The 16237-nt window shown below is 63.7% G+C and carries 18 protein-coding genes; 6 read left to right on the top strand and 12 right to left on the bottom strand.

The genetic code is table 11. The features are described 5' to 3' along the window. Positions 1–100 precede the first annotated feature (100 nt). Positions 101–2755: an aminopeptidase N gene (gene pepN / locus P8Y64_01695; GenBank protein ID MEJ2059187.1), complete on the top strand. Its 2655-nt coding sequence runs from the start codon at positions 101–103 to the stop codon at positions 2753–2755. A 124-nt stretch (positions 2756–2879) separates the two neighbouring features. Further along, positions 2880–4661, top strand: a complete 1782-nt coding sequence (locus P8Y64_01690; protein ID MEJ2059186.1) for a SulP family inorganic anion transporter — start codon at positions 2880–2882, stop codon at positions 4659–4661. A gap of 9 nt (positions 4662–4670) precedes the next feature. Here the strand turns inward: P8Y64_01690 and P8Y64_01685 are convergent, their stop codons facing one another. The 3 genes from P8Y64_01685 to P8Y64_01675 form a co-directional block, all read right to left on the bottom strand. After that, positions 4671–5012 carry a type 1 pili tip component gene (locus tag P8Y64_01685; GenBank protein ID MEJ2059185.1) on the bottom strand — a complete coding sequence of 114 codons (342 nt, stop codon included), beginning with the start codon at positions 5010–5012 and terminating at the stop codon, positions 4671–4673. 174 nt (positions 5013–5186) lie between these two features. Further along, positions 5187–5393, bottom strand: a complete 207-nt coding sequence (locus P8Y64_01680; GenBank protein ID MEJ2059184.1) for a hypothetical protein — start codon at positions 5391–5393, stop codon at positions 5187–5189. A gap of 17 nt (positions 5394–5410) precedes the next feature. Next, positions 5411–5635: a hypothetical protein gene (locus P8Y64_01675; protein ID MEJ2059183.1), complete on the bottom strand. Its 225-nt coding sequence runs from the start codon at positions 5633–5635 to the stop codon at positions 5411–5413. Positions 5636–5800: 165 nt separating this feature from the next. Here P8Y64_01675 and P8Y64_01670 point away from each other — a divergent pair, with 165 nt between their 5' ends. Beyond that, entirely contained in the window at positions 5801–6709 is a 909-nt protein-coding gene (locus P8Y64_01670; GenBank protein MEJ2059182.1) for a formylglycine-generating enzyme family protein, read from the top strand. A gap of 9 nt (positions 6710–6718) precedes the next feature. Further along, on the top strand, positions 6719–7792 hold the full coding sequence (locus P8Y64_01665) for a DUF484 family protein (GenBank protein ID MEJ2059181.1): 1074 nt from the start codon (positions 6719–6721) through the stop codon (positions 7790–7792). 27 nt (positions 7793–7819) lie between these two features. Here the strand turns inward: P8Y64_01665 and P8Y64_01660 are convergent, their stop codons facing one another. Then, the gene (locus P8Y64_01660) at positions 7820–9154 is read right to left on the bottom strand and encodes a dihydroorotase (protein ID MEJ2059180.1); all 1335 of its coding nucleotides are present in this window, start codon (positions 9152–9154) and stop codon (positions 7820–7822) included. 190 nt (positions 9155–9344) lie between these two features. On the opposite strand from P8Y64_01660, the gene P8Y64_01655 reads away from it, so the two are divergent. Both P8Y64_01655 and P8Y64_01650 read left to right on the top strand, forming a co-directional pair. After that, a complete protein-coding gene (locus tag P8Y64_01655) occupies positions 9345–10823 on the top strand; it encodes a hypothetical protein (protein MEJ2059179.1) in 1479 nt (492 codons plus the stop codon). Further along, positions 10820–11479, top strand: coding sequence for a VWA domain-containing protein (locus tag P8Y64_01650; protein MEJ2059178.1), 660 nt, complete (start codon positions 10820–10822; stop codon positions 11477–11479). The genes P8Y64_01655 and P8Y64_01650 overlap by 4 nt, the downstream gene beginning before the upstream one ends. Positions 11480–11595: 116 nt before the next feature. Here P8Y64_01650 and fabA read toward each other — a convergent pair whose 3' ends face one another. From fabA to P8Y64_01610, 8 genes are all read right to left on the bottom strand, one after another. Continuing rightward, positions 11596–12111 (bottom strand): 3-hydroxyacyl-[acyl-carrier-protein] dehydratase FabA, encoded by a 516-nt coding sequence (gene fabA / locus P8Y64_01645; protein MEJ2059177.1) that lies wholly within the window; start codon positions 12109–12111, stop codon positions 11596–11598. A gap of 84 nt (positions 12112–12195) precedes the next feature. Further along, the gene (locus tag P8Y64_01640; protein MEJ2059176.1) at positions 12196–12711 is read right to left on the bottom strand and encodes a pyridoxamine 5'-phosphate oxidase family protein; all 516 of its coding nucleotides are present in this window, start codon (positions 12709–12711) and stop codon (positions 12196–12198) included. A gap of 13 nt (positions 12712–12724) precedes the next feature. After that, positions 12725–12961, bottom strand: a complete 237-nt coding sequence (locus tag P8Y64_01635) for a hypothetical protein (GenBank protein ID MEJ2059175.1) — start codon at positions 12959–12961, stop codon at positions 12725–12727. A gap of 53 nt (positions 12962–13014) precedes the next feature. Beyond that, entirely contained in the window at positions 13015–14085 is a 1071-nt protein-coding gene (gene modC, locus P8Y64_01630) for a molybdenum ABC transporter ATP-binding protein (protein ID MEJ2059174.1), read from the bottom strand. Then, positions 14082–14753, bottom strand: coding sequence for a molybdate ABC transporter permease subunit (gene modB / locus P8Y64_01625; GenBank protein ID MEJ2059173.1), 672 nt, complete (start codon positions 14751–14753; stop codon positions 14082–14084). Before modB ends, modC begins: the two co-directional genes overlap by 4 nt. Continuing rightward, positions 14750–15520 (bottom strand): molybdate ABC transporter substrate-binding protein, encoded by a 771-nt coding sequence (gene modA / locus P8Y64_01620; GenBank protein MEJ2059172.1) that lies wholly within the window; start codon positions 15518–15520, stop codon positions 14750–14752. Before modA ends, modB begins: the two co-directional genes overlap by 4 nt. 164 nt (positions 15521–15684) lie before the next feature. Then, entirely contained in the window at positions 15685–16032 is a 348-nt protein-coding gene (locus P8Y64_01615) for a LysR family transcriptional regulator (protein ID MEJ2059171.1), read from the bottom strand. 1 nt (position 16033) lies between these two features. Next, positions 16034–16237, bottom strand: a 204-nt coding sequence (locus tag P8Y64_01610; protein ID MEJ2059170.1) for a hypothetical protein, incomplete at its 5' end; no start/stop codon positions are given.

Genomic DNA, 16237 nt, shown 5'->3' with positions numbered 1-16237 from the left:
GGGCGATCAGATACCCCGGATAAAGCGCAGGCGCAATGCTAACATGTGCCAACCTATGTGACCGCGTCGCTAAACTCACCCTACGCCTGGTGTCCGCCCCATGAGAGAAACGAGTCCCCACAGCCGAATTTATCTCAAGGATTACACCCCGCCGCCTTACCTGATCGACGACGTCGATCTGCGCTTCGAACTGGGGGAGGACGAAACGCTGGTTCATGCCCGGCTTTCGCTCCGGCGCAATCCGGACCATCCGGCACCGGGCGACAAATTACGGCTGGATGGCGAAGGGCTGTCGCTGCGAGCCATCGCCGTGAACGGCCAGGCCCTGCCGGAAACCGCGTATCACCTGGATGCGCACGGTCTCGAGCTGATCGACCCGCCGGAGTCCTTCGTGCTGGAGACCACGGCCGCCACCCGGCCCCAGGACAATACGGCGCTGGAGGGGCTGTACAAGTCCTCGGGCAATTTCTGCACCCAATGCGAGGCGGAAGGGTTCCGGCACATCACCTGGTATCTCGACCGGCCCGACGTGCTGGCCCGCTTCAAGACCAGCATCGTGGCGGAACGCGCCCGCTATCCGGTGCTGCTGTCCAACGGCAACCTGATCGAACAGGGCGAGACCGATGACGGGCGACACTACGTCGTCTGGCAGGACCCTTTCCCGAAGCCGGGTTACCTGTTCGCGCTGGTGGCCGGCGACCTCGGCTGTCACGAGGACCGTTATGCGACCGCTTCGGGGCGGGAGGTGGCGCTGCGCATCTACGTCCAGCATCACAACCTGGACAAGTGCGATCACGCCATGGACTCGCTCAAGAAGGCCATGCGCTGGGACGAGCAGACCTTCGGTCTGGAGTATGACCTCGACATCTACATGATCGTGGCGGTCGACGACTTCAACATGGGGGCGATGGAGAACAAGGGGCTGAACGTCTTCAACTCCAAGTTCGTGCTCGCCAGTCCGGAAACCGCCACCGATGCCGACTACCTGGCGATCGAAGGGGTCATCGGACACGAATACTTCCACAACTGGACCGGCAACCGTGTGACCTGCCGCGACTGGTTCCAGCTCTCTCTCAAGGAAGGCCTGACGGTGTTCCGCGACCAGGAATTCAGCGCGGACATGAACTCGCGCGCGGTCAAGCGCATCGAGGACGTGCGCCTGTTGCGGGATGTGCAGTTCGCCGAGGACGCCGGCCCCATGGCGCACGCGGTGCGTCCGGATTCCTATATGGAAATCAACAACTTCTATACGGTTACGGTCTACGAGAAGGGCGCCGAGGTGGTGCGCCTGTACCAGACCCTGCTGGGACGCGACGGATTCCGGCGCGGCCTGGAGCATTACCTGCGCAGCCACGACGGTCAGGCGGCCACCACGGACGATTTCCGCCAGGCGATGGCGTCCGCCAACGGCGTCGATCTGGAGCCGATGAAGCTGTGGTACAGCCAGGCGGGCACGCCGCGGGTCAAGGTGGAACAGGCCTGGGATCCGGCGGCGCAGACCTGCACGCTGCACGTCAGCCAGTCGATTCCTGACACCCCCGGACAGACCGGCAAGCAGCCCCAGCTGATTCCGCTGGCGGTCGGTCTGCTCGACGGGGCCGGGCGCGAAATTCCGTTACAGCTCGAGGGCGAGGAGGCGCCGGTCGGCGGCTCGCGCGTGCTGCGCCTGACCGAAAAATCCCAGTCGTTCACCTTCGTGAACGTCCCGGAACGGCCCGTGCCATCCCTGCTGCGCGGCTTTTCGGCACCGGTTTGTCTCGAGTATCCCTATACGGAGGCCGAGCGGGCCTTCCTGATGGCCCACGATACGGACGAGTTCAATCGCTGGGAGGCCGGGCACCAGCTGGCCACCCGGACCCTGCTGGAACTGGCGGCCGACTACAGTCGCGGGGATGCGATCGGCCTCGCACCGGAGTTCATCGATGCCTACGCGCAGCTGTTGTCCGATCAGGACGCCGATCCGGCGCTGATCGCCGAGGCCCTGCGTCTGCCGTCGGTGTCCTATCTGATCGATCAGATGGACTCGGCCGACCCCGAGGCCCTGCACGCCACGCGCCGTTTCGTGCGCCACACCCTGGCGCAATCCCTGCGCGAGGTCATGCTGGAGCGCTATCACGCCGGCGTCGACGAGCATTACTCCAAGTCGCCCGAGGCCATCGCGCGGCGCAGCCTGAAGAACGTTTGCCTGGGTTATCTGCTGGAGTTGCGCGAGGCCGATTTGTGCGATCTGGCGGTGGAACAGGCCCGGGCCGCGGACAACATGACCGATGTGCTGGGGGCGTTGCGGGGGGTGAACGACATCGATTGCGAGCAGCGCGACCAGGCCCTGACTGATTTCGAGACGCGCTGGCGCGACGATTCCCTGGTGCTCGACAAGTGGTTCAGCCTGCAGGCGACATCCGCCATCCCGGGCGCGCTGGAACGCGTGCGGGCCTTGATGGATCATCCCTGTTTCTCGATCAGGAATCCCAACCGGGTGCGCGCCCTGATCGGCAGTTTCGTCGCCGCCAATCCGCTGCATTTTCATGCCCCCGACGGCTCCGGTTACCGCTTCCTGGCCGAGCAGGTGGCGGAACTGGACAAGCTCAACCCCCAGGTCGCCGCCCGGCTGGCCAAGCAGTTCTCACGCTGGCAACGGTTCGAACCCGGGCGTTCGGGACATATGCGGACGGCGCTGGAATCGCTCGCCGCCCGGGAGGGGCTGTCCAAGGACGTTTACGAAGTGGTAACGCTGAGCCTGGGCTCCTCGGACTGAACCGACAGCCGTTTCCTGCCGGTTTTTCCCTGTTTTCAGGGGCAAATACATGCGGCGAGAGAGGCGATCGGCTAGAATGCCCGCCTTTCTTTGACCGCTGACCCGAGAACAGGACCCGATGGCTGTGCAGAAGACTGCTCCCTGGCTGAAGACGATTTTCCCCTTCCTCGAATGGTTGCCCGGCGTCAATCGCGCCACGGCCAAGTCGGATCTGGTCGCCGGCCTGACCGGTGCCATCGTGGTGCTGCCGCAGGGTGTCGCCTTCGCGGCCATCGCCGGTATGCCGCTGGAATACGGGCTTTACACCGCCATGGTGCCGGCCCTGGTGGCCGCCTTTTTCGGCTCCTCCTGGCACCTGGTTTCGGGTCCCACCACGGCGGCATCCATCGTGCTGCTGTCGGTGCTGTCGGCCCATGCGGCGCCGGGCAGCGCCGAATTCGTCAAATACGCCCTGACGCTGACCTTCCTGGTCGGCCTCATCCAGCTGGTGATGGGGGCGGCGCGTCTCGGCACCCTGGTCAACTTCATCTCCCATTCGGTCATCATCGGCTTCACGGCCGGCGCCGCCATCCTGATCGCCTCCAGCCAGCTCAAGCACTTCCTGGGCATGGACATCCCGCGCGGACTGCATCCGCACGAGGTGATCATGCACATCGGCCAGCACGTGGTGGAGATCAATCCCTGGGTGGTGTTGATCAGTATGGTGACCCTGGTCTCGGGGCTGATCTTCAAGAAGTACATCCCCAAGGTGCCTTACATGATCGCGGCCATGCTGATCGGTTCCGTCGCCGCCTACGTGGTGAACGTGCTGTACGGCAAGGACGTCACCGGGATTGCCACCGTGGGCGCCCTGCCGGCCAGCCTGCCGCCGCTTTCCGCGCCGTCCTTTTCGCTCGAGACCATCAAGCAGCTGCTGCCGGGCTCCATCGCGGTCACCGTGCTGGCGCTGACCGAGGCCGTTTCCATCGCCCGCTCCATCGGGGTGCGTTCGGGCCAGCACGTCGACGGCAACCAGGAATTCATCGGCCAGGGGCTGTCCAACATGATCGGCAGCTTCTTCTCGGCCTACGTCGCCACCGGCTCGTTCAATCGCTCCGGCGTGAACTACGAGGCGGGTGCCCGCACGCCGCTGGCCGCCGCCTTCGCCGGTGTCATGCTGATGGGCGTGGTGCTGCTGGTTGCGCCCTATGCGAGCTACCTGCCCAATGCCGCCATGGCCGGTATTCTGATGCTGGTCGCCTGGGGGCTGATCGACTTCCATCACATCAAGCTGATCCTCAAGACCAGTCGGGCCGAGGCCGTGGTGCTGGGAGTGACGTTCTTCTCCACCCTGCTGATGGATCTCGAGTTCGCCATCATGGTGGGGGTGATCGCCTCGCTGGTGGCCTATCTGAACCGGACCTCGCGTCCGCGCATCCTGAGCCGGGTGCCGGATCCGAGCCTGCCCAGCCGTAAGTTCAACAGCGATCCCAAGCTGCCCGAGTGTCCGCAGCTCAAGATCATCCGCATCGACGGGTCGGTGTTCTTCGGTGCGGTGAACCACATTCGCGAAACCCTGCGCGGGTACATGGAAAAGGATTCCGGCCAGAAGCACCTGCTGGTGGTGGCCTCAGGCATCAACTTCGTGGACGTGGCGGGCGCGGAGTATCTCGCCCAGGAGGCGCGCAGCCGGCGCAAGATAGGTGGCGGGCTGTATTTCTATCGCATCAAGGAAGGGGCCTGCGAGGCGCTGACGCGCGGCGGCTACCGCGACGAGATCGGCCAGGAGAACATGTACATGTCCAAGACCGACGCCCTGCACGACATTACGCTGCACCGCCTGGACCCGGACATCTGCCGGCAGTGCAAGAAGCGGATATTCCTCGAATGCAGCGAGCTGCCGGGGGCTGAAGGCAAGAAGGGCTGAGTCTTCGGCTCAGTCCTTGCGTTCCTCGATGTCCTGCAGGTGCTTGCGGGTCAGTTCGAGGAAGCGGGGCGTCAGGCCGGCATCCTCGTAGATCGGATCGCCCTGTTCGTCCTCGCTGATGACCCGGTTGCCGGCCACGTAGGGCATGCCGGCTTCCAGTTCGGTGAGTGCGGAGGCGATCAGGTCCCGCACGATCTGCGCTTCGTCCATCCCCGGAAACATCTCGGCCAGTGCGGCGATCTTGGCCTGCTCATGGGCCGTGAGCCGCACGGTGTACTCATGGCTGAATTTCTCGCGTTCGCTGCGGTTGTGCCAGTTTTCCAGCAGGGTATTGATGGACGTTGCAGACATCGGTTTCATCCGTGCAGGGTGAGTTATATTTAGAATCCGTTTCATTCATACGGCACGTATGCTGAAGCAGGTGTGACATTTTACAGGAATCCCGGAACCGGAAAATCCCTCTCCGTTCCCTCGATAAAAACGATAAAGGGGCCTTGCGGCCCCTTTATCGTTGTTGACGCATGGTCAATGTGCGGGTGGCATGTACTCGTATCGGACGTGATCGGGTTCCGCAGGCGGATGGATGCCGGCGTCACGCAGCATGCGGGCCAGTTGGGCGCCAAGCTCTCCGAATTCCTCGCGGTGCGCTTCCAGGCCGGCCAGCAGGTCGCTTGCGGTACCTTCCGACGCGTTGATGACCACATTCTTGCCGTCTTCGCGTTCGATGTTCATGGATGTTCTCCTCCGACTTAGCTGGCGCTGGGTGCCTTCGGCGCTTTTTCGTCAAAGGCGTGCGGGGGTTGGCGGAAATCGTTTTTGGCGTTGTAGTACGCCTCGTGCAGCAGGCTGGCCAGGGCGAGGCAGCCGTTGGTGGTGTCGTTTGCATGTTCGCGGATCTGGTCGGCCAGCTTGAAGCCGGTCTCGATGTCGACTTCGATCCGTACGCGCCCCTGTTCGTCCTGGGTCACTTTCATGGGCGTCCTCCTGTGCTTGAAAGTTGCGGTCCCCAGTGAATATAGACCAATCTTCGCGCACGGGGTCCCGATGACCCGGCCGGTGGGATTGAACCGGCCGGTGTATACTTTTTCGAACATGTGGCGGCCTGATCGCCCCCGATAATGACGAGGTTTGAGCGGTCGATGATGGAAGCACGACAATCGAAGGTTCCCTGCGAACCGGATCTGCCCTATGTCCACGATATGGACGAGGCGGCCCTGCTGGCGTGGCAAGCCGTGGCGGCGGAGCGCGCCGGCGTCGACGCGGCGTTCCAGGACACCCTGGCGGATGGTTCCGCCGGGCCCTGGATGCAGATGATCCCGCCGGGGATGTTCGAGATGGGCTCGTTACGCACCGAGTTCGGCCATCAGTCCAGCGAGCATCCGCAGCACACGGTCTGCCTGGGCCGGCCCTTTGCGTTGGGACGCTACACGGTAACGGTGGAGGAATTCGACCGCTTCCGCCTCGATACCGGCTGGGTGATCCGTTCCGACCTGATCTGGTCTTCCGGACGCCGACCGGTGATGAACATCCGTCTCAAGGACGCCCAGTTGTATGCCGATTGGCTGAGTGAGCAGACCGGCCAGCGCTATCGCCTGCCTACCGAGGCGGAATGGGAGTATGCCTGCCGGGCGGGCAGCCTGACGCCTTTCCATTTCGGGGCATCGCTGACCTGCAAGGAGGCGCATTTCAACAGCACCTTCCCTTACGAGGAGGCCAGGCAGAAGCGACGCTGGTTTCTGCCGCGCTGCTTCCCCCTGCAGCGCGCGGCCGAGGTCGGCGAGAAACCCGCCAATACCTGGGGGTTGCACGACATGCACGGCAACGTCTGGGAGTTCACCGTTAATCCCTGGACCAATTCGCACATCAACGCCAACCGGGACGGCGCTCCGGCGCCGCTGCACGGCACGCAGCGTATCGTGACCAAGGGCGGGTCGTATTTCGACAGTGCGGCCCAGGCGCGCAGTGCGGCGCGCATGACCCGGTTGCGCGACGAACTCGACGTGAACCTCGGCATGCGGCTGGTTCGCGAGCTGGATCTGGCGGAATAAGGCAGGGCGATGGAGCAGCAGAACGACCAGGATCTGAAGCGCCAGCTCGATACGCTGCTGGCGCAGGTGCGCGAGAACGAAGGCAAGCTCGAGCGCCTGCATGCGCTGGAAATCCGCCTGCTGACCACCGCAGACATCCGCTCCCTGTTCGAGTTGCTGATCCACGACGTGCCGCGCGAGTTCGGTATCGATGCGGCCAGCCTGACGGTCCTCGACGATGATCACGAACTGCGTCGCCATTTCGACCGCGAGATCGATGAACCGCAACCGGAAGTGGTCCTGGTTTCCCAAGATGAGGCCGAGATTGGGCTGGAACACGAGCCCTACATGGGCGATTTCGAGGAACTCATTCACGGCCCGCTGTTCCCCGGCGTGGAAGCGCTGGCCAGCGTCGTGATTCTGCCCCTCAAACGCGGCGACAAACGTGTAGGTCAGCTGGCCTACGCGAGTACCGATCCGGACCGTTACAGCGCAGATGCCGGTATGTACTTCCTGGACCGGTTGGCCGTCATGGCCGCCATCAGCATCGAGAATGCGGTCAATCTGATGCGCCTCGAGCAGTTCGGTATCACCGACCCGCTGACCGGCATCCGCAATCAGCGCTACTTCGACCAGCGTCTGCAGGAGGAGGTGCTGGCCGCGCAGCGCGAGCAGAATCCCATCTCCTTCCTGTTCATCGATATCGACGACTTCAAACCGCTGAACAGCAGCCATGGGCATCGGGCAGGGGACGATATCATCCGCGCGGTCGCTTCGCGCATGGCCCTGCCGCTGCGCAAGTTCGACGTGTATGCACGTTACGGCGGGGACGAGTTCGTCGTGCTGCTGCCCGAGGCCGGCCTGGAGGACGCGACCGGGGTGGCGGAGCGAATCCGCGATCAGGTCTCCATCAAGCCCGTCCTGCTCCACAACGGTCAGCGGGTCGACGTCACCGTGTCTGTGGGCGTGGCCAGTTGCGAACACCCGGAGGAGCTGCCCGACGTGGTGGAGATCGGGCAAATGCTGATGCAGCGGGCCGACCAGGCCATGCTGCTGGCCCACCAGGAAGGGCCGGGGCGGGTGGTGCCCTATACGCGCCTGTGAGCGCGCATCTTCACGGCGGGATTTTCCTTAGGCGCTGAACTTCAGCCGCTGGCCGTGCGTCCCGGGCTGCAGTCTGCCATCGGCCCAGGCAAGCCGGCCATTGACCCAGGTCATGTCGATCGTCGCGTGGAAGGTCGTGCCCTCGAAGGGTGACCAGCCGCACTTGTACAATACGTTGTCGCGTTCCACGGTCCAGGGCTTTTCCAGATCGATCAGCGCCAGGTCGGCGTAGTAGCCCTCGCGGATGTACCCGCGCTCCTCGATCCGGAAGCGTTCGGCCACCGCGTGGCTGGTCTTTTCCACGATCAGTTCCAGGTCCAGGTCGCCGCGGCGATGCAGTTCCAGCAGCACCGGCAGGGCATGCTGCACCAGCGGCAGGCCGGAAGGCGCCTTGAAGTAGCTGTTTTGTTTCTCGGCCCAGGTGTGCGGCGCGTGATCGGTACCGATCACGTCCAGGCGGCCGTCCTTTAGGCCCTGCAGAATGGCGGCGCGGTCCGCGGCGGTCTTGATGGCCGGATTGCATTTGATGAGCGCGCCTTTTTCCGCATAGTCCTCATCCGAGAACCACAGGAAATGCACGCAGGCCTCGGCCGTGATCTGTTTCTCCGCCAACGGCTGGGTGGAGAACAGCTCCAGTTCGCGACCGGTGGACAGATGCAGGATATGCAGCCGCGTGCCGTGTTTGCGCGCGAGCTCTACGGCCAGCGAGGAGGATTTGTAGCAGGCCTCGACGCTGCGGATCTGCCCGTGCGCGGCGAACGGGACGTCCTCGCCGTAGCGTTCACGCCATGCCTGCTCGTTGGCCAGGATGGTGGGGGTGTCCTCGCAATGGGTCACGACCATGGTCGGGGCGTGCGCGAAGATGCCGTCCAGGGTGTCGGGGTTGTCGACCAGCATGTTGCCGGTGGAGGCGCCCATGAAGACCTTGATGCCGCAGGCGCGGCCGGGTTCGAGGCGCTTGATGTCCTCCAGGTTGTCGTTGGAGGCGCCAAGGTAAAAGGCATAGTTGGCGTGGGCGCGCCCGGCGGCGAGGGCGTACTTGTCTTCCAGTATTTCCTGTGTGAGGGTGTTCGGACGGGTGTTCGGCATGTCCATGAAACTGGTGATGCCGCCGGCCACCGCAGCGGCGGAGTCGGTGGCGATGTCACCCTTGTCGGGCATGCCCGGCTCACGGAAGTGGACCTGATCGTCGATCATGCCCGGTATGAGCAGGCGCCCGGCCGCGTCGATCACCCTGTCCGCGGTGCGGGCGGAAAGATCGCCGCCGATGGCGCTGATGCGATCTCCTTCGATCAGGACGTCGCCTTCGAATTGGCGTCCGTCGGTGACAATGCGTGCGTTGGTGATCAGGGTGCTGTCCATATCGATATCCGTGGGCGGCCTGCAATCAAAGTTTCAAGTGTTTCATCTTTACTGACGGAGTGCAAAAGCCCCTCCGGGTTTACCCGGATAGGGCGAATGGACTATAAAAGCAGGCCAGTATTTGGCCAGGGCGGCTTGCCCGGGTTAGGATAATTTCAATTAATTCAAACTATTATATCTAGGAGGCAACATGACCTGGGAGACAATTCTCGGCCTGTGGTCGCATTCCATGGCGCTCTCAGTGTCGATCTGGGTGGTCATTCTGCTGGTTGCCCTGTATCTGGCGCGCCGTCCGGCTCATGAGTTCATCCGCACCCTGAGTCATGTCCTCTATAACGCGCTGCGCAAGTCGGCCCACTCGGTCAGGCTGGCCGAGACCCGGCTCGGGCGGCGCAACCGCGAAGTGCTGCTGGCCATGGCGGCCGAGAATCAGGAGCGCATCATCGAGCGCGAGTTCCACCGCATCAACGCCGTGGTGAGCCGTGACCTGAGCAGCTATCCGGCCCTGCATCGCCAGCTCTCCGAGCAGATTACGCATATCGACGAGGATTACCGCGAAACCGCCGAAACGCCGCCCGAACCGCCGGCCTGGCTGGATGCCGTGGAGGCGGTGGCGAAGATCCCGACCGACGGCGATCCGACCATCGCGCGGATCCTGCAGGACATCCACCACACCCTGAAGCGGTCCACTCAGGACATCACGCGCGAGTACCGCATTGCGAGCGGCGAACGCCACAAGCTGCTCAAGCGCATGCTGCCCTATTGGCGCCGCCTCGACGAACGCATCCGCGAGGTGCAGAAGACCATCAAGGGCATCGGCGAGCGCGCCACCGAAATCGACAAACAGATGACGCACTACGAGGAGATCCTCTCCGGCAACGACCGGGTGGTGCGCACGCTGTCCTCTTCCTCGATGACCCAGTTCCTGATTTCCGGTGTGGTGATGGTCATCGCCATCATGGGCGGCATGATCAATTTCCAGCTGATCGCCCTGCCCATGTCCGAGATGGTCGGCGGGGCCAGTTACATCGGTTCGGTACGCACCGCGGATGTGGCGGCGCTGGTCATCATCATGGTCGAGATCGCCATGGGCCTGTTCCTCATGGAGTCGCTGCGCATCACCCGTCTGTTCCCCGTGATCGGCGCTCTGGACGACCGCATGCGGCGGCGCATGATCTGGGTGACCTTTTTCATCCTGCTGGCCATGGCGAGCATCGAGTCCGCGCTGGCCTATATGCGTGACATGCTGGCGGCTGATCACGAGGCGCTGACCCAGTCGCTGGCCGCATCCAGCGGCACGGTCGTTCAGCAGGCCCAGTTCCGCTGGATTCCCTCCATCGGCCAGATGGTGATGGGTTTCGTGCTGCCGTTTGCACTGACCTTCGTGGCGATCCCGCTGGAGTCATTCATCCATGCCTCGCGCACGGTGATGGGGGTGGTCATGGCCGGCCTGCTGCGCGGACTGGCCTATGTGCTGCATCTCCTGGCGGGCGTGATGCGCACGCTGGGCAACAGCCTGACGCACCTGTACGACCTGATCATCTTTCTGCCGCTGGCGGTGGAGCACCTCGTGTCCGAGTGGCGGTCCTCCAAGTCCTCTTCGGAAACTAAGGGCAGCGAGTCGCCGCAGACCAAGACCGCGGCCAAACCTGCGGAGAAGGCGGCATGAGGCGTTTGCTGATTCGAACGGTCCTGCTGTTTGTCGTTACGCTCAGTGCGGCGGGCTGTGTCAATCACAGCCACAGCCGTGCCGTGTACATGCTGCTGGATACGTCCGGCACCTACAGCAAGCAGCTGGACAAGGCCAATGCGATCATCAACTACCTGCTGGGCATCCTGAACAGCGGCGATACGCTGGTGGTGGCACGCATCGACAGCGGCAGCTTCACCGAGAAGGCGCTGGTCGCCAAGGCCACGTTCGACGACCGTCCCTCGGTCGCGAATGCGCAAAAGCGTGAGTTCCGCGAAAAGTTGAACACGTTCTTCAAGCACCTCAAGCCGAGTGCGTATACGGACGTCACCGGCGGAATGCTGCAGGCGGCGCAGTTTCTCCATGAAACGCCGGCAGGTCAGAAGACGATCCTGATCTTCTCCGACCTCGACGAGGATCTGAAACGCGGTTACGTGCGCAAGGCGATTCAATTACCGCTCAAGGACGTCAACGTGGTGGCGCTGAACGTCACCAAGCTGCGTTCAGACAACGTCGATCCCCGCGACTACATCAAGCGGCTCGCCTATTGGAAGAAGCGGGTGCTCAAGGATGGTGGGCACTGGCGGGTGGTCAACGACCTGGATCGCCTGGACGGCCTGCTCAACACCAATTGAGCCGCGCCGGCATATGGGTTGAGGGTGGATTGACGCCTGCCCGAAGGCTCAGGCGCCGGGTCTGCAGATGAGTGAGATTCGCAACGGCCGCTGATTCAGTCAGCGGCCGTTGCGTTTCAGAAGTCGGCGGTGGAGGTGAACAGGCCTACGCGCAGGTCCTTGGCGGTATAGATCTCACGCCCATCCACGCTCAGGCTGCCGTCAGCGATGCCCATGACCAGCTTGCGGGTGATGACGCGCTTGAGGTCGATGCGATAGGTCACGCGCGTTGCCGTGGGCAGTACCTGACCGAAGAATTTGACCTCCCCGACGCCGAGCGCGCGGCCGCGGCCCTGGCCGCCGGACCAGCCGAGAAAGAAACCGACCAGCTGCCACATGGCGTCCAGTCCCAGGCAGCCCGGCATCACGGGGTCGCCTTCGAAATGACAGGCGAAGAACCAGAGGTTCGGATTGATATCCAGCTCCGCCAGGATTTCGCCCTTGCCGTATTTGCCGCCTTCCTCACTGATATGAGTGATGCGGTCCAGCATCAGCATGTTGTCGAGCGGCAGTTGGGCATTGCCCGGGCCGAACATCCGGCCGTGTCCGCATTCGATCAGGTCTTCGTGGGAGAAAGCGTGTTGTCTTTCCATGGTCTGGGGCCGTTAGCAAAGCTGCGCATTGTAGCCGCCTGGGGGCGGGGTGGCTACACCGTTTCCGGATCGGGATCCGGCGGTCTATGAACGGTTCGACGGGTCGATGTGGCGAATCCGGTCCATCGCCTCGCCGGTGATTTCGTAGGCCTTGGCGAAGCCGCGCACATAGTTCCCGCGCACCGGCTGCAGGCGGAACAGGTGAAAATCTCCCAGGCCGGCAAGCAGGGAAACGATTTCCCCGAATTCGTCCTGCAAACGGGACATGGCCTGCGTCCAGCTCTCGCTGTCGCGCGCAATCTCGCGGGCCTCGGCCTGATAGCTCAGCCGCTGCCGGGCAAAGGGATTGCCGCCCTGCGTTTCATCGTGGATGAACAGCAGGCTGGCGCGGGGATTGGCCAGCAGGTTGGCGCAGTGGCGCGCCAGTTCGCTCAGGTAAACGTAGTACGCGCCGTCATCACTGCGTATGCAGGGCGCGTAGCTGGACTCCGGCGTGCCGTCCCGGTCACTCGTGGCCAGGATGACCGACCGGAACTGATCGCGGAACGCGGTGAACTCGCGGTTGATTTCCTCGGCGGTGGGCTGCTGGCGATCCTTCATGGCACGGGGCTGTTCAGTTGGCGGTTGGACGCCGCTTGTTGCGCTGAAGTTCCAGCAGGGTGAGCAGCGGCTTGAGGTTGACCTTCTCGACCTGGCTCACCTTGGGATCCTGCTCGATAGCATGTCTTGCCAGGCGTTCGAGCTCGTCGAGCTCCTCGAGGCTCAGCTTTTCGAAATTCACTTCTCCGCCGTGTTTCTGTTCCAGTTCGTCGAAGTAGTCAGCCAGCGGCGGTCGGTAATCGTCGGTCATCGGAATCTGTCGCGTGTGAGGATCGGTGCATTCTAATGTATGCGCGAGGCCGTTCAACCGAGCACGGCGACGGCCTTGATCTGCGCGTAGAGCATCTTGCCGGCGGTCACGGCGAGGCGCTCGCAGGAATAGGGGGTGATGCGCGCCAACAGGGTGGCGTCGCCGCAGGCCAGATGAATGGTGCATTGGCCGTGCTCGGTCTCGCCCACCTCCAGTACGGTTGCCGGGAGAATGTTGAGGATGCTGGTGTCGTGGTGCGGCTGCAGCGCCAGGCTGACGTCGCGCGCCATGACCCTCAGGCGCACCTCCGCCGTGTCCTGCGCCGTCAGCTGGGCGATGTGAATGACGCCCGCCTCGGTTTCCACCCGGGCCGGTTGATGGTCGGTGGATCCCGTCACCACCCGGCCGGTCAGCACGACCCCGGCGTAATCCGAATGCACCGGGCTCAGTTCGTGATGGGTGAGTATCTCGTTCACCTCGCCGGTGGCGAGAATGCGGCCGTTCTCCATCAGGGCGATCCGATCGGCGAGGCGCATGACCTCGCCCAGGTCGTGACTGACATACAGCATGGGGAAGGCCAGGCGCTGATGCAGGCGTTCCAGGTAGGGCAGGATCTCCTGTTTGGCCGCTTCATCCAGGGCGGAGAGCGGCTCGTCCAGCAACAGCAGCTGCGGGCTGGTCAGCAGGGCGCGGCCGACCGCCACGCGCTGGCGTTGTCCGCCGGAGAGCGCGCCGGGCGATCGGTCCAGCAAGGCGGCCAGTCCCAGCCAGTCGATGACCTGTTCAGGTTCCAGGCGCCGTTCGGCGGCGGGCAGGCGGCTGTACCCGAACAACAGGTTGCGGCGCACGTCCAGGTGCGGAAACAGCTGGGCATCCTGGAACACGTAGCCGAGCGGTCTGCGATGCGGCGGCAGATGCCGTTTTGCGGCGCTGTCCTGCCAGAGCGCTCCGCCGACCTCCAGGCGTCCCGTGGCGCCCGGCTCCAGGCCGGCGATGGTACGGAGCAGGGTGGTCTTGCCGCAACCCGAGGGACCGAACAGCGCCGTCACGCCACGCTCGGGGAATTCGAGCTGCGCCTGCAGGGTGAAGCCCGGGCGCGCCAGGGTGAGGTTGCCGCGAATCATGGCTGCCACCGGGCATGGCGACGGTTGAGGGTGTACAGCAGCCACATGACCGCAAAGGCGAAGGCCAGCAGGCCGATCGAGTAGACGTTGGCGGTGTGGTAGTCCAGCGCCTCCACGTGGTCGTAGATCGCGACCGAAAGCACCTGGGTTACGCCCGGGATGTTGCCGCCGATCATCAGCACCACGCCGAATTCGCCCACCGTATGCGCAAAGCTGAGCACCAGGGCGCTCAGGAATCCTCGCCGGGCCAGCGGCAGCACGACATGGATAAACCGGTCCAAGGGGCCGGCGCGCAGGGTCGCGGCGGCCTGCAGGGGGCCGCTGCCCACGCCTTCGAAAGCGGTTTGCAGCGGCTGTACCGCAAAGGGCAGGGAATAGACCACCGAGCCGATCACCAGTCCCATGAAGGTGAAGGCCAGGCGGCCGCCGGTCAGCCAGTGCCAGCCCGACCCGAGCACGCCCTGCGGCGCGAGTGCGACCAGCAGGTAATAGCCGAGCACGGTCGGCGGCAGGACCAGCGGCAATGCGACCACTGCCTCGATGAAGGTCGAAAATCGGTTGCGGCTGCGCGCCAGCCACCAGGCCAGCGGCGTGGCCAGGACGAGCAGGATCAGCGCCGTCGTCCCGGCCAGCCGCAGGGTGATCCAGAGCGGAGCTAGATCGATCACGGCAGCGAATAACCCGCGGCTTCGATGATGCGACGCGCCTCGGTTGAGGTCTTCAGGTAATTCAGGAAGGCTGCGGCGGTGGCATTGTGATTCGCCCGTTTGAGCAGTACCGCCTGCTGCTCGATGGGGGCATGGAGATTTTCCGGGATGACCCAGTAACTGGTTTTGGGGCTGTGGGTGGTCATGACCTGTGACAGGGCGACGAAGCCCAGCGGCGCATTGCCGCTGGCAACGAACTGGTAGGTTTGGGCGATATTCTCGCCGTACACCAGGCGCGGTTCCAGTTGTTTCCACAGCCCGAGGTGCTGCAGGGTCTGTTGGGCCGCCAGTCCGTACGGTGCGGTCTTGGGATTGGCGATGGCCAGATGGGCGAAATCGGCCTGTTCGAGCGTCGCGCGGCCCGGCTTGGCGGTCTTCGCGCCGGGTTGCCACAACGCGAGGCGCCCGCGTGCATAGGTGAAGCGGCTACCGGCGACGGCCTCGCCATTCGCCTCCAGCAAGCGGGGGCGCCGTTTGTCGGCCGCCAGAAATATGTCGTAAGGGGCGCCATGCACGATCTGCGCATACAGTTTGCCCGTCGAGCCGAAGGACAGGCTGACCCGATTGCCGGTCTCGGTTTCGAAGCGCTTGGCCACGGTCTGGATGGTGCTGGTGAAATTGGCCGCGACTGCCACGTCGATATCGCCGGCGCGGGCGGATACCCAGCTGAAAAGTCCCGGCAAGACGATCAGGGAGATGAGAATCGTGCGTAGCCGTGCATGGTTCATGGAGTAACTCCGTCGTGAAAGATTATTGTTGTCGTCCGCCGGGGGTTCGCCCGTGGCCGGTGGTTTCGTTATATATGGCCAGATATAACGTTGGGCATATAAAAACCCCTTGCAGGGGCGTCGTTATGTTCAGTGAAATATAACGAAAATGCAAGCCGAAGCCGCTACTGATCCTTGAGCAGCGCCGTGAAGGCCTGCATTTCGCCGGCCACTGCCTCGGCGGCCTTGTCCTCCATCTCCCGGTAACGTTTGAGAATGTCCCTGCCGAACGGGGTGACCGTGGTGCCGCCCCCACCACGGCCACCGGTGGCGGTATCCACCAGCGGTTCGACAAAGGCCTGGTTCATGACCTCGACCAGTTGCCAGGCGCGCCGGTACGACATGTGCATTTCCCGGGCGGCGGCCGAGATGGAGCCCGTACGGTCGATGGCCTCGAGCAGATCGGCCTTGCCCGGTCCCATGGCGATGGCCTGACCAAGCAGGATGCGCAAGCGGGGGCGGCGGTTGCTCATCTCAGGGTCTCGCCTGCGGCCAGCAGGGGTCGGCCACGTAATGATCGAAGGCCGGATTGCCTGCCATGCGGGCATGAACGGTGGCCGGATAATCGGCGGCGAACAGGTTCAACTCGGCCATCGGCGGCGTCTTCGAGATCACGGGAATCAGCCTCAGGCCGAAGCCGTTGCCGGCCCAGCAATCGGCGGACCGCGGCGCGGTGGC

The organism is Gammaproteobacteria bacterium (assembly GCA_037388465.1).
In the GTDB taxonomy this organism is placed as follows: domain Bacteria; phylum Pseudomonadota; class Gammaproteobacteria; order SpSt-1174; family SpSt-1174; genus JARRKE01.
The sequence above is the reverse complement of the archived record's forward strand: the minus strand, read 5'-3'. Positions and strand labels throughout refer to the sequence as shown.

Excerpts from the sequence above, each read along its gene's own strand:
- pepN (MEJ2059187.1), top strand. The coding sequence starts at position 101 with ATGAGAGAAACGAGTCCCCACAGCCGAATTTATCTCAAGGATTACACC.
- P8Y64_01685 (MEJ2059185.1), bottom strand. The coding sequence starts at position 5,012 with ATGTCTGCAACGTCCATCAATACCCTGCTGGAAAACTGGCACAACCGC.
- P8Y64_01680 (MEJ2059184.1), bottom strand. The coding sequence starts at position 5,393 with ATGAACATCGAACGCGAAGACGGCAAGAATGTGGTCATCAACGCGTCG.
- P8Y64_01675 (MEJ2059183.1), bottom strand. The coding sequence starts at position 5,635 with ATGAAAGTGACCCAGGACGAACAGGGGCGCGTACGGATCGAAGTCGAC.
- P8Y64_01670 (MEJ2059182.1), top strand. The coding sequence starts at position 5,801 with ATGATGGAAGCACGACAATCGAAGGTTCCCTGCGAACCGGATCTGCCC.
- P8Y64_01665 (MEJ2059181.1), top strand. The coding sequence starts at position 6,719 with ATGGAGCAGCAGAACGACCAGGATCTGAAGCGCCAGCTCGATACGCTG.
- P8Y64_01660 (MEJ2059180.1), bottom strand. The coding sequence starts at position 9,154 with ATGGACAGCACCCTGATCACCAACGCACGCATTGTCACCGACGGACGC.
- P8Y64_01655 (MEJ2059179.1), top strand. The coding sequence starts at position 9,345 with ATGACCTGGGAGACAATTCTCGGCCTGTGGTCGCATTCCATGGCGCTC.
- P8Y64_01650 (MEJ2059178.1), top strand. The coding sequence starts at position 10,820 with ATGAGGCGTTTGCTGATTCGAACGGTCCTGCTGTTTGTCGTTACGCTC.
- fabA (MEJ2059177.1), bottom strand. The coding sequence starts at position 12,111 with ATGGAAAGACAACACGCTTTCTCCCACGAAGACCTGATCGAATGCGGA.
- P8Y64_01640 (MEJ2059176.1), bottom strand. The coding sequence starts at position 12,711 with ATGAAGGATCGCCAGCAGCCCACCGCCGAGGAAATCAACCGCGAGTTC.
- P8Y64_01635 (MEJ2059175.1), bottom strand. The coding sequence starts at position 12,961 with ATGACCGACGATTACCGACCGCCGCTGGCTGACTACTTCGACGAACTG.
- modC (MEJ2059174.1), bottom strand. The coding sequence starts at position 14,085 with ATGATTCGCGGCAACCTCACCCTGGCGCGCCCGGGCTTCACCCTGCAG.
- modA (MEJ2059172.1), bottom strand. The coding sequence starts at position 15,520 with ATGAACCATGCACGGCTACGCACGATTCTCATCTCCCTGATCGTCTTG.
- P8Y64_01615 (MEJ2059171.1), bottom strand. The coding sequence starts at position 16,032 with ATGAGCAACCGCCGCCCCCGCTTGCGCATCCTGCTTGGTCAGGCCATC.